The organism is Buttiauxella sp. S19-1 (assembly GCF_022134725.1).
GTDB classification, from domain to species: Bacteria; Pseudomonadota; Gammaproteobacteria; order Enterobacterales; family Enterobacteriaceae; genus Buttiauxella; species Buttiauxella ferragutiae.
The window spans coordinates 1-14,059 of the sequence record NZ_JAHWLU010000123.1; the positions used below are offsets into that span (position 1 = coordinate 1).

10 protein-coding genes and 1 pseudogene are annotated in these 14,059 nt (G+C 50.1%); 8 read left to right on the plus strand and 3 right to left on the minus strand.

The annotated features are described in order from the left end of the window. From MES37_RS20360 to lysS, 6 genes and pseudogenes are all read left to right on the plus strand, one after another. Positions 1-105: pseudogene (locus tag MES37_RS20360) on the plus strand (IS110 family transposase); the annotation flags it as partial. Between the two features lie 309 nt (positions 106-414). Beyond that, a complete protein-coding gene (gene cadC / locus MES37_RS20365; RefSeq protein ID WP_232886083.1) occupies positions 415-1,944 on the plus strand; it encodes a lysine decarboxylation/transport transcriptional activator CadC in 1,530 nt (509 codons plus the stop codon). Positions 1,945-2,308: 364 nt separating this feature from the next. Further along, a complete protein-coding gene (gene cadB, locus MES37_RS20370; protein ID WP_064548828.1) occupies positions 2,309-3,646 on the plus strand; it encodes a cadaverine/lysine antiporter in 1,338 nt (445 codons plus the stop codon). A gap of 81 nt (positions 3,647-3,727) precedes the next feature. Further along, a complete protein-coding gene (gene cadA, locus MES37_RS20375) occupies positions 3,728-5,875 on the plus strand; it encodes a lysine decarboxylase CadA (RefSeq protein ID WP_064548826.1) in 2,148 nt (715 codons plus the stop codon). 211 nt (positions 5,876-6,086) lie between these two features. Further along, positions 6,087-7,556 (plus strand): dipeptide permease DtpD, encoded by a 1,470-nt coding sequence (gene dtpD, locus MES37_RS20380; RefSeq protein WP_064548824.1) that lies wholly within the window; start codon positions 6,087-6,089, stop codon positions 7,554-7,556. 206 nt (positions 7,557-7,762) lie between these two features. Continuing rightward, positions 7,763-9,280 (plus strand): lysine--tRNA ligase, encoded by a 1,518-nt coding sequence (gene lysS / locus MES37_RS20385; protein ID WP_237932528.1) that lies wholly within the window; start codon positions 7,763-7,765, stop codon positions 9,278-9,280. Positions 9,281-9,339: 59 nt separating this feature from the next. Here lysS and MES37_RS20390 read toward each other — a convergent pair whose 3' ends face one another. Then, entirely contained in the window at positions 9,340-10,410 is a 1,071-nt protein-coding gene (locus MES37_RS20390) for a DUF1176 domain-containing protein (protein ID WP_237932529.1), read from the minus strand. Between the two features lie 82 nt (positions 10,411-10,492). Between MES37_RS20390 and MES37_RS20395 the strand changes: the two genes are divergently transcribed. Beyond that, the gene (locus MES37_RS20395; protein ID WP_237932530.1) at positions 10,493-10,828 is read left to right on the plus strand and encodes a DUF1294 domain-containing protein; all 336 of its coding nucleotides are present in this window, start codon (positions 10,493-10,495) and stop codon (positions 10,826-10,828) included. A gap of 57 nt (positions 10,829-10,885) precedes the next feature. Here the strand turns inward: MES37_RS20395 and MES37_RS20400 are convergent, their stop codons facing one another. Further along, complete coding sequence (locus MES37_RS20400; RefSeq protein ID WP_064548820.1) at positions 10,886-12,427, minus strand: peptide MFS transporter; 1,542 nt, start codon at positions 12,425-12,427, stop codon at positions 10,886-10,888. A gap of 390 nt (positions 12,428-12,817) precedes the next feature. After that, a complete protein-coding gene (locus MES37_RS20405; protein ID WP_064548818.1) occupies positions 12,818-13,117 on the minus strand; it encodes a DUF1889 family protein in 300 nt (99 codons plus the stop codon). A 365-nt stretch (positions 13,118-13,482) separates the two neighbouring features. Between MES37_RS20405 and MES37_RS20410 the strand changes: the two genes are divergently transcribed. Then, positions 13,483-14,059 (plus strand): dihydrodipicolinate synthase family protein (locus MES37_RS20410; RefSeq protein WP_237932531.1); only part of this gene is annotated, 577 nt, incomplete at its 3' end.

Genomic DNA, 14,059 nt, shown 5'->3' on the forward strand with positions numbered 1-14,059 from the left:
AAAAAAGCGGCCCTGGGTGCAGTGATGCGTAAGCTGGTACATATGTGCTTCGGCGTACTGAAAACCCGATTACCATGGGATGAAAATTATGCAGCTACCGCTTGACGTTCAAGACGGTAGCTACGGGCTTGGTGATGTTGTGTCGGATGACGCTGACGCTTATTCGACCTACGGGCTTGGTGATGTTGTGTCGGATGACGCTGGCGCTTATTCGACCTACGGGCTTGGTGATGTTGTGTCGTCCATCAAATTGTCATAGTTGTTAATATTGTGTTTCAGTTTGTTTTAAGGATCAAAAACTGCCTTATTGAAATAAATCCAGAAGGACATAACGTGTAAAGGGTGATGACCCCTATCAAAGTTAGGGGGTGGAATTGTGCTATCATCGCGCCTTTTCCTTTTGGGCTCTTTTTTATGCAGCAACCTGTTGTTCGCGTGGGGCAGTGGCTGGTTACACCTTCTGATAACCAAATCAGCCGGAAGGGACGCCAGCTTACGCTAGAACCGCGTCTTATTGATCTCCTGGTTTTCTTTGCCCGCCACCCTGATGAAGTGCTCAGCAGGGACGAGCTTATCGATAACGTCTGGACGCGTAACGTGGTCACCAGCCACGTCGTCACGCAGAGTATTTCTGAGCTTCGTAAATCGCTGAAAGATGGCGAGGACGGCAGCCTGGAATACATTGCGACGGTGCCAAAACGCGGCTATAAGCTAACGGTACCGGTAGTCTGGTGTACCGAAGAGGGTGAAGCGCCAGCGCCTGTGATTACACCCGCGGCGTCTGCGTCAGCAGTGGATCTTCCTGCCCCAAAGTCCGCAGCAGCAATAACGCAAGATCAACCGCCTCGCGTGAAACCGGTGAAGCCGAAACGTATCGCCACCATCTGGGTCTGGCTGCTGTTTTTACTGGCGTTAGGCACTTGTGTGGCGCTGGTTGCACTATCGACGATGGACTCGCAACCGCCGCGTACCAAAGCGCGTTTGCTTTTGAATCCGCGCGATATTGATATCCATCTGCTCAAAGGTAATTCATGTGTTAACCGGGCCTCACAAGATGCCTATGCGGTAGGACTGGGCAGCCTGATGACCACTTCGCTGAACACCTTCTCCACTTTTATGGTGCATGATAAAACCAACTACAACGCCAATGAGCCAAGTAGTTCAGGTAAAACGCTGACCATTGAGTTCGTCAATCAGCGGCACTATCGTGCGCAGCAGTGCTTTATGTCTGTGCAATTGGTGGATAATGCTGACGGTTCAACGATGATGGATAAGCGTTATTTCATCACCAGCGACAATCAGTTATCGATTCAGAGCGACTTGTTGAGCAGCTTATCGGAAGCATTGAAGCAGCCGTGGCCGGACCGCATGTTGACGATGCTCAAACTTTACCAACCGTCGCATGGCTCGGCGTTAATACACTTCTACCAGGCGCATCAGTTATTAATGAATGGCGATGTCGATTCATTAGATAAAGCCAGTGCGCTACTGGACGATGTGCTGGCAGACTCTCCTGACTTTTCTTACGCCTTTGCAGAAAAAATGCTGGTGGATGTATTACGTCATTCGCAACAAACGCTGGATAAAGAACAACTCAAAACGCTTTATACAGAGGTCGCCAAATTAGGCGAGATGCCCGGCGCTAAAGAACTGGCGGTTTACTATCAAATCAAAACCGTCTATCTGCTAGGTCAGGGAAAAATAGATGAAGCCTATGCGGCTATTAATAGCGGTATCGACCTGGAAATGTCGTGGATGAATTATGTGCTGCTTGGCAAAGTCTACGAAATGAAAGGAAAGAACCGTGAAGCTGCGGATGCTTATCTGACCGCTTTCAATTTACGCCCTGGTGATAATACATTTTACTGGATTCAAAATGCGGTATTCCAGACCTCAGTGACCAGTGTTGTTCCTTATTTAGACAACTTCCTCGCTTCAGAATAAGTAAACCCTCATCATGCTCATGGTTTTGAGTATGATGAGGTTAAACTTATGTTTCTCACCAGCACTCTGAATGTTACCTATATTTGGCATTTTAACACCTGCATACAACACAATTATAACACTGTAAGGTGTGTGTAAGTTGCTGTAAATAAACTATGTTTATCTTTTTTTGATATCAACATGTCATCCTTATATGTTAATTAAAAAAGGTCAAGATGTCATTTGTCTGATGTTTGCTGTTATTTCACTTTATCTTTAGGACTTATCTTTTATGAATCTTTAATCTTGTTGGCAGTAGGTCGGGTCAATACCAGTTTCAATATCATGACCTGTACCGCCCAAATAAACTTAGGAGATAAGCAACATGGGTTCTGCCAAGAAAATAGGGCTATTTGCATGTACCGGCGTTGTCGCTGGTAATATGATGGGGAGCGGTATTGCATTATTACCTGCCAACCTCGCTGGCATCGGTGGTATTGCTATTTGGGGTTGGGTTATTTCTATTATTGGTGCAATGTCTCTGGCTTATGTTTATGCCCGACTGGCAACCAAGAATCCACAGCAAGGTGGCCCAATTGCTTATGCCGGGGAAATATCTCCAGCATTCGGTTTCCAGACTGGTGTACTTTATTATCACGCAAACTGGATTGGTAATCTGGCAATCGGTATTACCGCTGTTTCTTATCTCTCTACATTCTTCCCAATTCTGAATGACCCCATTCCGGCTGGCATCGCCTGTATTGCTATCGTCTGGATATTTACCTTCGTGAATATGCTCGGTGGTACCTGGGTGAGCCGTTTGACCACTATTGGTCTGGTGCTGGTATTAATTCCGGTGCTGATTACTGCGATTGTCGGTTGGCATTGGTTTGACGCGGCAACCTATCAGGCGAACTGGAACACTTCCAACACCACTGATAGCCACGCGGTCATCAAAAGTATCCTGCTCTGCCTGTGGGCCTTCGTGGGTGTTGAATCCGCTGCTGTCAGTACCGGTATGGTGAAAAATCCTAAGCGTACTGTTCCACTGGCAACCATGCTGGGAACAGCGATGGCAGGTGTGGTTTATATCGCAGCCACTCAGGTTATCGCCGGTATGTATCCTGCGGCTCAGATGGCGGCATCCGGTGCGCCGTTCGCTATCAGTGCTTCAACGATTATGGGCAGCTGGGCGGCTCCAATGGTTTCCGCATTCACCGCCTTTGCGTGTCTGACTTCTCTCGGTTCCTGGATGATGCTGGTGGGTCAAGCCGGTGTTCGTGCAGCAAGTGACGGTAACTTCCCGAAAATTTACGGTGAAGTGGATAACAACGGTATTCCTAAGAAAGGTCTGTTGCTGGCTGCCGTGAAAATGACTGCGCTGATGGTGCTGATCACCTTGATGAACTCCAGCGGTGGTAAAGCTTCTGACCTGTTTGGCGAGCTGACTGGTATCGCGGTACTGCTGACCATGCTGCCTTACTTCTACTCCTGCGTTGACCTGATTCGTTTCGAAGGCTTCAACATTCGCAACTTCGTGAGCCTGATTTGCTCGGTACTGGGTTGTGCGTTCTGCTTCATCGCGCTGATGGGGGCAAGCTCCTTCGAACTGGCCGGCACCTTTATCGTCAGCCTGATCATCCTGATGTTCTACGGCCGCAAAATGCACCAGCGTCAACATGCTAACGACGCAACCGACAGCTCTACCGCTGACGCGCTTTAATCGCTAACCCCTTTTCCTGGAGCCCTTTCCTGACCTGTCACTTCGTGATGGGAGGGGCTCCCCATACCTGGAGATTCTACTATGAACGTTATCGCAATCATGAATCACATGGGCGTCTACTTTAAAGAAGAGCCTATCCGTGAACTGCATCGCGCCCTTGAACGCCTGGACTTCCGTATTGTCTATCCGAATGACCGCGAAGACTTATTGAAGCTTATCGAAAATAACGCCCGCCTGTGCGGTGTGATTTTCGACTGGGATAAATACAATCTCGAACTGTGCGAAGAAATCAGCAAATGCAATGAATACATGCCGTTATACGCATTTGCGAACACCTACTCTACGCTGGACGTTAGCCTGAACGATCTGCGTTTGCAGGTTCGCTTCTTCGAATACGCGCTGGGTGCTGCTGAAGATATCGCGAATAAAATCAAACAGAACACCGATGAATACATCGACACCATTCTGCCGCCACTGACCAAAGCACTGTTCAAATATGTTCGTGAAGGTAAATACACTTTCTGTACTCCAGGCCATATGGGCGGCACCGCTTTCCAGAAAAGCCCAGTAGGCAGCATCTTCTATGATTTCTTTGGTTCCAATACCATGAAATCAGATATCTCAATTTCAGTTTCTGAACTGGGTTCTTTGCTGGATCACAGCGGCCCGCACAAAGAAGCAGAAGAGTATATCGCTCGTGTGTTTAACGCTGAACGCAGCTACATGGTGACTAACGGGACTTCAACGGCTAACAAAATTGTTGGCATGTATTCGGCACCTGCCGGTAGCACCGTGCTGATTGACCGTAACTGCCACAAATCGCTGACCCATCTGATGATGATGAGCGATATTACGCCGATTTATTTCCGTCCGACTCGTAATGCTTACGGTATTTTGGGTGGTATTCCGCAGAGTGAATTCCAGCGCGCCACTATCGCCAAACGTGTGAAAGAGACCCCGAACGCGAGCTGGCCGGTGCACGCGGTTATCACCAACTCCACCTATGATGGCCTGCTGTACAACACTGATTTCATCAAGAAAACCCTCGATGTTAAGTCAATCCACTTTGACTCAGCATGGGTGCCATACACCAACTTCTCACCAATTTATGCTGGCAAATGCGGTATGAGCGGTGGTCGTGTGGAAGGGAAAGTGATTTATGAAACTCAGTCCACGCACAAACTGCTGGCGGCGTTCTCTCAGGCTTCAATGATTCACGTGAAAGGTGATGTCAACGAAGAGACCTTCAACGAAACCTACATGATGCACACCACCACTTCTCCGCATTATGGTGTGGTTGCGTCGACAGAAACCGCTGCGGCGATGATGAAAGGCAACTCTGGTAAGCGTCTGATTGATGGCTCAATTGAGCGTTCTATCAAGTTCCGTAAAGAGATCAAACGCCTGAAAGGCGAGTCTGAAGGCTGGTTCTTCGACGTCTGGCAGCCAGAACATATCGATGGTGCGGAATGCTGGCCGCTGCGCTCTGACAGCGCATGGCACGGTTTCAAAAACATCGACAACGAACACATGTATCTTGACCCGATCAAAGTCACCATGTTGACGCCGGGGATGAAGAAAGATGGCACCATGGATGAGTTCGGTATTCCGGCCAGCATCGTAGCAAAATATCTCGATGAGCACGGCATCATTGTTGAGAAAACCGGCCCGTACAATCTGCTGTTCCTGTTCAGCATCGGTATCGACAAGACCAAAGCTCTGAGCCTGCTGCGTGCGCTGACCGACTTCAAACGTGAGTTCGACCTGAACCTGCGCGTGAAAAACATGCTGCCGTCTCTGTACCGTGAAGATCCTGAATTCTATGAAAACATGCGTGTTCAGGATCTGGCGCAAAATATTCACAAACTGGTCGCGCATCACAACTTGCCGGACCTGATGTTCCGTGCATTCGAAGTGCTGCCAGCCATGATGATGACTCCGTACGTGGCATTCCAGAAAGAGCTGCACGGTCAAACCGAAGAAGTGTATCTCGAAGAGATGGTGGGCCGCGTCAACGCCAACATGATCCTTCCGTATCCTCCTGGTGTTCCGCTGGTTATGCCTGGTGAGATGATCACTGAAGAGAGCCGTCCGGTACTGGAATTCTTGCAGATGCTGTGTGAAATCGGCGCTCACTATCCGGGCTTCGAAACCGACATCCATGGCGCATATCGCCAGGCGGATGGTCGTTACACCGTTAAAGTGCTGAAAGAAGAAAACAACAAGTAATTGAAGTTCCAGGGGAAGTGGCTTGCCACTTCCCTTTAGATTGCGGACAAAGGTCACTAAACAGGTGTTGTAGGGTGGATAAGCGATAGCGTCATCCACCATTTTCGCCTGTTGTTACAGATAAAAGTGTCGGATGACGCTGCGCTTATCCGACCTACGCATAAAGGTTTGCTATCAACCATTTCCCTTTTACCTGCACCAGGGAGACTTCATGAAAACACCCTCACAGCCGCGCGCGATCTATTACATCGTCGCGATTCAAATCTGGGAATACTTCAGCTTTTACGGCATGCGTGCCTTACTTATCCTCTATCTCACCCATCAGCTTGGCTTTGATGACAGCCACGCCATCAGTCTATTCAGCGCGTACGCTTCTCTGGTTTATGTCACACCCATTCTCGGCGGCTGGCTTGCCGACCGCCTGCTCGGCAATCGCACGGCCGTGATTGCCGGTGCACTGTTGATGACGCTCGGCCACGTAGTGCTGGGCTTCGAATCAGACTCAACCTGGAGCCTCTATCTCGCGCTGGCGATCATTATTTGTGGCTATGGTCTGTTCAAATCCAATATCAGCTGCCTGCTGGGCGAACTGTACGCCGCGGACGATCATCGTCGCGACGGCGGTTTTTCTTTGCTTTATGCGGCGGGAAATGTGGGCTCAATCGCCGCACCCATCGCCTGCGGGTTGACGGCACAGTGGTACGGTTGGCACATCGGTTTTGCGCTGGCGGGGATCGGCATGTTTATCGGTCTGCTGATTTTTTTAAGCGGCCATCGCCATTTCAGCAATACCCGTGGCGTCGACAAGCAGGCGCTGTGCGCGGTGAAGTTTGTGCTGCCAACCTGGGGCTGGCTGGTGGTGATGTTATGCGTGGCTCCGGTTTTTTTCACGTTGCTGCTGGAAAATAACTGGTCAGGATATCTGCTGGCGATCGTTTGTGTCTTTGCCGCTCAGATGGTGGCGCGGATCATGATTTCATCCCCGCATCACCGTCGCGCGTTGTGGCAAATCGTCCTGCTGATGCTGACTGGCACACTGTTCTGGGTTCTGGCACAGCAGGGCGGCAGCTCTATCAGTCTGTTTATCGATAACTTTGTTAACCGCCGCTTGTTCAATATTGAAGTGCCAACGGCGCTGTTCCAGTCGGTCAATGCTGTTGCGGTGATGACCGGAGGCGTAGTCCTGGCCTGGCTGATTCGCCCAGATGGAAAAACGCGTTCCGTGTTCCGTGTGTGGCTGAAATTCGCCTTCGGCCTGCTGATGATGGGCTGCGGATTTATGATGCTGGCCCTCAACGCCCGTCACGGCACGGTTGATGGCCAGGCCTCGATGGGGCTGATGGTGGGTGGACTGGCGCTGATGGGTTTTGCCGAACTGTTTATCGACCCGGTCGCCATGGCGCAGATCACACGTCTGAATATGCCAGGCGTAACCGGAATGTTGACCGGCATCTACATGCTGGCAACGGGTGCGGTGGCGAACTGGCTGGCGGGGTTGGTGGCGCAACAGACCACTGAATCCAGTATCAGTGAAACGGCAATTGCCGCTTACCAGCACTTCTTCTCACAAATGGGTGAGTGGACGATTGGCTGTGTGGCGGTGATTGTGCTGCTGGCTGTTGGTGCCCGATTGCTGTTTTCCCCACCGGTGCCTTGCCTGCATGAACCTCACAGTGATTGATTTTTATCCATACAAGGAGCAGGTGTAAACCTGCTCCTTGCACCGTTTGGCTGTTAGGAGGAGGATGTTCTGGTGGTGGTGTAAGCCAGCGATTAAATAACTTAAGTTTGGCTATTGCTGAGTGAAATCAGCCTGAAATGAATCTAAGAGCGCCATTATTATATCGTGCGATTTTTTGGCAATGATGCCTGAAATGAGGAACCAACATGTCTGAACAACAAGCACAATGTGCCGATGAGGCAATTGACCTTAATAATGAACTGAAAACTCGTCGTGAAAAGCTGGCTGCGCTGCGTGAGCAGGGTATTCCTTTCCCGAATGATTTTCGTCGTGACCATACTTCTGACCAATTGCATGCGCAATTCGATGGCAAGGATAACGAAGAACTGACCTCCTTGAACGTTGAAGTTTCTGTTGCTGGGCGAATGATGACTCGCCGCATCATGGGGAAAGCTTCCTTCGTGACTTTGCAGGATATGGGCGGTCGTATTCAGTTATACGTTGCACGTGATGCTTTGCCTGAAGGTGTCTATAACGAACAGTTTAAAAAATGGGACCTTGGCGACATTATTGCCGCTCGCGGTACGCTGTTCAAAACCCAAACTGGCGAGCTGTCTATCCATTGTACCGAGCTGCGCTTGCTGACCAAATCGCTGCGCCCGCTGCCGGACAAATTCCACGGTTTGCAGGATCAGGAAGCCCGCTATCGCCAGCGCTACCTGGATCTGATCGCCAACGACAAATCGCGTCACAATTTTAAAGTCCGTTCGCAGATCCTCGCCACTATGCGCGAGTTCATGGTGGCTCGCGGCTTTATGGAAGTCGAAACCCCAATGATGCAGGTGATCCCAGGCGGCGCATCTGCACGCCCGTTCATCACCCATCACAACGCTTTAGACATGGACATGTACCTGCGTATCGCGCCGGAACTGTACCTGAAACGTCTGGTGGTTGGCGGCTTCGAACGGGTATTTGAGATCAACCGTAACTTCCGTAACGAAGGGATCTCCGTGCGCCACAACCCAGAGTTCACCATGATGGAACTCTATATGGCGTATGCGGATTACAAAGATCTGATCGAACTGACCGAATCGTTGTTCCGTACTCTGGCGCTGACTGTGTTGGGTAAAACGGAAGTGCCATATGGCGAACAGACTTTCGACTTCGGCAAACCGTTTGAAAAACTGACGATGCGTGAAGCTATCAAAAAGCATCGCCCGGAAACGGAAATGGCGGATTTGGATAACTTCGATTCGGCAAAAGCTATCGCCGAGTCTATTGGTATCAAGGTTGAGAAGAGCTGGGGCCTGGGCCGCATTGTTACTGAAATCTTTGACGAAGTGGCAGAAGCACACCTGATTCAGCCGACTTTCATCACTGAGTATCCGGCCGAAGTTTCTCCGCTGGCGCGCCGTAACGACGTGAACCCGGAAGTGACTGACCGCTTTGAGTTCTTCATCGGCGGACGTGAAATCGGTAATGGCTTTAGCGAGCTCAACGACGCTGAAGACCAGGCTGAGCGCTTCCTCGAGCAGGTGAACGCGAAAGCAACCGGTGACGACGAAGCAATGTTCTATGACGAAGACTACGTGACCGCGCTGGAATATGGCCTGCCGCCAACCGCTGGCCTGGGCATCGGTATCGACCGGATGGTTATGCTGTTTACTAACAGCCACACCATTCGCGACGTTATCTTGTTCCCTGCGATGCGTCCGCAGAAGTAACTTGCTATAAAGATAAGGCCCCCTCGCTCAGACAGGTGAGGGGGCTTTTTTGTGGTGCATTAGTGTGTGACGACTTTGGTTGTCAGTGTCGGTATCTCCCAGGCACCGCCTGGCCGGATCATCTGACAACGCCCGGTGCTCCGGGCTGCACTGTGCACAAAATGTTTACCATCCCATACCCATTGTTCCACACTCAGGCAGTCACCCAGACCACGGCCTTTCATGAAAAATTCAACGATGCCATCGTCCCAGGAGGTTGCGCTGTCGGTCACTATTTCTGGTGGGCTGGACATATCGTTGCTAATCACAAAATACATATCCCCGGAGTTGTAGGCAGCCATCCAGCATGGCGCAATCACCAGTGACTGGTTTTCATTGAGGCTGGCAATTTGCCAGGTGCCATTGATTCGCTCTTCATCGCAGTCACTATCTGCACCGGTAAACTTGATGATAGACGGTTTAATCAGCGCAGTTTCCTGCGGTGTCATGTCACGGCTTTGTTTATCGCGCACCGGGGCTTTCACTATCACCGGTTCCGGGACGGGCATTTTGACCGCCGATTCGTTGTTGTTCCCTTTCTTTATCAGCGCACCGGTGGTACCCACGCGGCCCTGAACATCATCCATTTTCAGCATTACTGCACTGGAACCTGCACCGGAGAAAACGTATTCATGAAGATTGTTTTTAAAGCTGATTTTGCTGTCGCGACGCAAAGCCTGCTTAAAAGCTGTGAACTGCGTTTCACTCATTGTCCAGACATCGCCATCCGCTGTGGAAAGTTTGCCCAGCGATTGGTTATCTATTAGCAGCAGGGGTTGCCCTGGTGTTTTGCTGGCGGCTTCGCTGTCATAGTCGGCAAGCATAACCTGGTTGATAACAGTGGTCGATGGCCCCGCTTTGCGGGTTATCAAGACGGTTGATGCAGGATCGACATCGTTTGCTGAATAGCCAGCTGCACGGCAGGTCAGCGTGTTATCACACACCAAATCCCAGTCTTTATGTGTGAAACTTAACGTATCCGATGAAGCTGCTGCGCCAGCGCTCTGAGATATGGCTAATACCAGACCCGCGATACAAATACGGGCGCTGTGCTTACTAAAAACGTTGGGCGTGTATTTCCATTTAGTCATAGTGCATCCATTGAATTATTTAATGTTTCTGAATCGGATATAATTGTGCACTTTTTTTGCTAAAAGCTCTGTGATTAATGGTATGAATCTCAATCGTTTCTGTTTTTTGCTTTTGGCCTTAGCGGCTCTGGGCAGCGCATTCTTGCCTCACCCTGTGGTGATGTGGTTCCTGTTTGCTAACCTGCTGACGGTGGTGATTTACGGTGCGGATAAAATGGCGGCCCGCAAAGCCTGGCGCAGAGTGCCTGAGTCCACTTTGCTGATGTTTGGTTTGGTTGGCGGATGGCCTGGCGCGATTGTCGGTCAGCAGGTTTTCCGCCATAAAACGCAAAAGCAGCCGTTTAAAACCTGGTTCATCATTAGTGTGATGGTGAATATCGTGGTGCTGGTGGCGTTAGTACGCTATGTCTGGCAATGAAAAAGGCCAGTCGTCTGACCGGCCTCTTTCATTCATTGCGGGTGAAGATATTACAAATCAGGCATGGGTCGCCGGTTTTTGTTGGGCATTTTCCAGCATTCTGCGTACTGGAATAATCAGGACGAACAGCACCGCCGCACAAATCAGTAACGCAATAGAACAACGTGCGAACAGATCAGGCAGCATATCCAACTGGTCTGCTTTCACATGGCCGCCAATCAGGCCTGCCGCCAGGTTACCCAGCGCACTGGCGCAGAACCAAAGTCCCATCATCTGGCCACGCATTCTTTCTGGTGCCAGCAATGTCATGGTCGCCAGCCCAATTGGGCTCAGGCACAGCTCGCCTAGTGTCAGCATCAGGATGCTTCCCACCAGCCAAAGTGGCGATACACCCGCTCCGCCGCTGTTCAAGACATTTTGTGCCGCCAGCATCATCAAACCAAAGCCCGCAGCGGCGCATAAAATACCGATGATAAACTTGGTGATACTGCTTGGGCGGATGTTATTTCGTGCAAGGCGCGGCCACGCCCAGCTAAACACCGGTGCCAGTAAAATGATAAACAGCGCATTGATTGACTGGAACCACACGGCAGGGATCTCAAAATCGCCGATCATGCGGTCGGTATAGTCGTTCGCAAACAGGTTGAACGAAGTGGGTTTTTGCTCAAACGCAGACCAGAAGAAGGCCGCAGAAACCAGCAGAATAAAGCAAACCAGCAGCCTGGCGCGCTCTTTGCGGTTAAGCCCGGCGAACATGAACAGATAGATAAAATAGAGCGCTACCGACGCCGCAATCACGTATACCAGCACACTGGCAACCGCCACGGGGTTAATGACGATCACACCTTGTGCAATCAGTGTAACGATAACCGCCGTGCCGGCAGCCAGTACCAGCAACCAGCCACCGACACCTTTTTTCTTAGCAACAGGGCTGTTCCAGGTTGAATCCAGGCCCACTTCACTGTCGTAACGTTTCATTGCCGGAACGGCGAACACGCGGAAAATAACCAGCGCAACCAGCATTCCGATACCACCGATGCCGAAGCCCCAGTGCCAGCCGTGGGTTTTTATCAGCCAGCCGGAAATCAGTGGTGCGATAAACGAACCCATGTTGATGCCCATATAGAACAACGAGAAACCGCCGTCCCGACGCGCATCACCTTTTTTATACAGCGTCCCAACCATGACCGAGATGCATGTTTTGAACAGGCCAGAGCCAAGAACGATAAACATCAGGCCGATGAAGAACAGGTTGTCGCCGAACACAGCAGACAAGGCTATCGACAGGTGGCCGAGGGCAATGAGAATCGAGCCATACCAGACCGCTTTCTGCTGCCCGAGCCAGTTATCGGCAAGCCACCCACCAGGCAGTGCTGCCAGATACATACAGCCAGCAAAGATACCGACGATGGCTGACGCGTTTTCACGCGCAAGCCCCATACCGCCGTCGTAAACCGTTGCTGCCATAAACAAAATGAGTAAGGGACGGATCCCGTAAAACGAGAATCGCTCCCACATTTCAGTGAAAAACAGTGAGCCTAGTGGGTAAGGATGACCGAAGAAGGTTCGGCTCTCGTTGTGGTTAACCGAGGATTGCATAAATTCTCCAAAGAAGGTGCGTCGTTGTTTTTATGAGTGGCGAAATGCCCGGCGGCTAGCTGACTTGCCGCTCTTTAACACTCAGCAATTATTATTAGATAGCTGGATTTGTCTAATGCCAACCGCAGAACTTTTAGATGAAAAGTCGAGAAATGTCCACTTTTACAGATTTTATAGCGGAAGATATGAGATGTAGATTGGCATCCAGGGGGGAGTTTTGAAGTTATGCTAACGCGGCAAAAACCGCCATATGGCGCTCAGTGTGATCGAAAGCTAGTCGGCTTAGAGAGATTCTGGCGGGAGATAGTGCTTAACACTCAGGAAGAACGGACGCTCACATATTTTGAAGGTGAGCGTCCGGAAAAATTAATCTGTTTGCGAAGGGGATACTCACACTAGCTCTCGGAGTTGCTCCCGCATATATGAAGTAAAGTATTCAGGGTTTTTAATAATCACACGGTTGCCAGACTCTATCTTCTCAGCCCAACCAGCCATTTTTTTCGTGAAGTCACTATTCCATCCCTCCTGATCGCCTCGTGCGGTAACATCAGCAGCGCTTGCCGGTACCCCCAACTCCTTCAGATATTTAAACATCCCCTTAGCTGTGCTTTCGTCCATGGAATGTGGCACTGACACTGATGTGTTCATACCGCCAATGTAGTCCAATGCTTTATCAACGACTGCTGGCATATTCTTATCCTTAAAATTAACCATGTAAAAAACAAGTCTTTGTATACATTGATATCTATCAGCTAACCATATGAGATAAAAGTCACCTCTGCTCAGGATAAGCATTTTTTTTTAATATTTGTGATACAGCTGACGGGGTGGCTAGTTGATGACCAAATGACGTTTCGGTCTATGCGGATAAAGCGGGCGAGTGTCTGGTGGCTCATTTCAACCCGTTCTGTGATCTGGATTGAATTATGAACAACAACTACCGGCTGGATGGTTTACGCCATCAGCGCAAGTGGACTAGTATTGAGTTAAATTAAAGAACACAGTTCTATAATGTAGAACAAAATACTAAACCATATGTTTTGAAAGGGGATTTTATGCAAGATACTGTGCAGTTCTCGGGAATAATTCCCCCTGTCTCCACTATTTTTACGCCGGATGGCCACCTCGACAAAGTGGGTACTGGTGAGCTGATTGACGATCTTATTCATGCTGGCGTTGATGGGCTGTTCTTTCTGGGGAGTGGGGGCGAGTTCTCTCAGCTTTCTGTAGAAGAGCGTGAGGACATAGCTCAGTTTGCGATTGCATACGTAAATCATCGCGTTCCGGTGCTCATTGGGACCGGTGGGACCAACGCCCGGGAAACCATTCGACTCAGCCAGCATGCACAAACTCACGGTGCCGATGGCATTGTGGTGATTAACCCCTATTACTGGAAAGTCTCCGAGCAAAATCTGCTTCGTTATTACGAGCAGGTGGCGGACAGCGTAACCTTGCCGGTGATCCTCTATAACTTTCCGGCACTGACCGGGCAAGACCTGACTCCTGCAATTGTTAAACAGCTGGTTGAGTCGAGAAAAAATATTGTCGGAATTAAAGACACTATTGATTCCGTTGCCCATTTACGCAGCATGATTGTGCAGGTGAAAGCGTTTCATCCGCATTTTTCTGTAC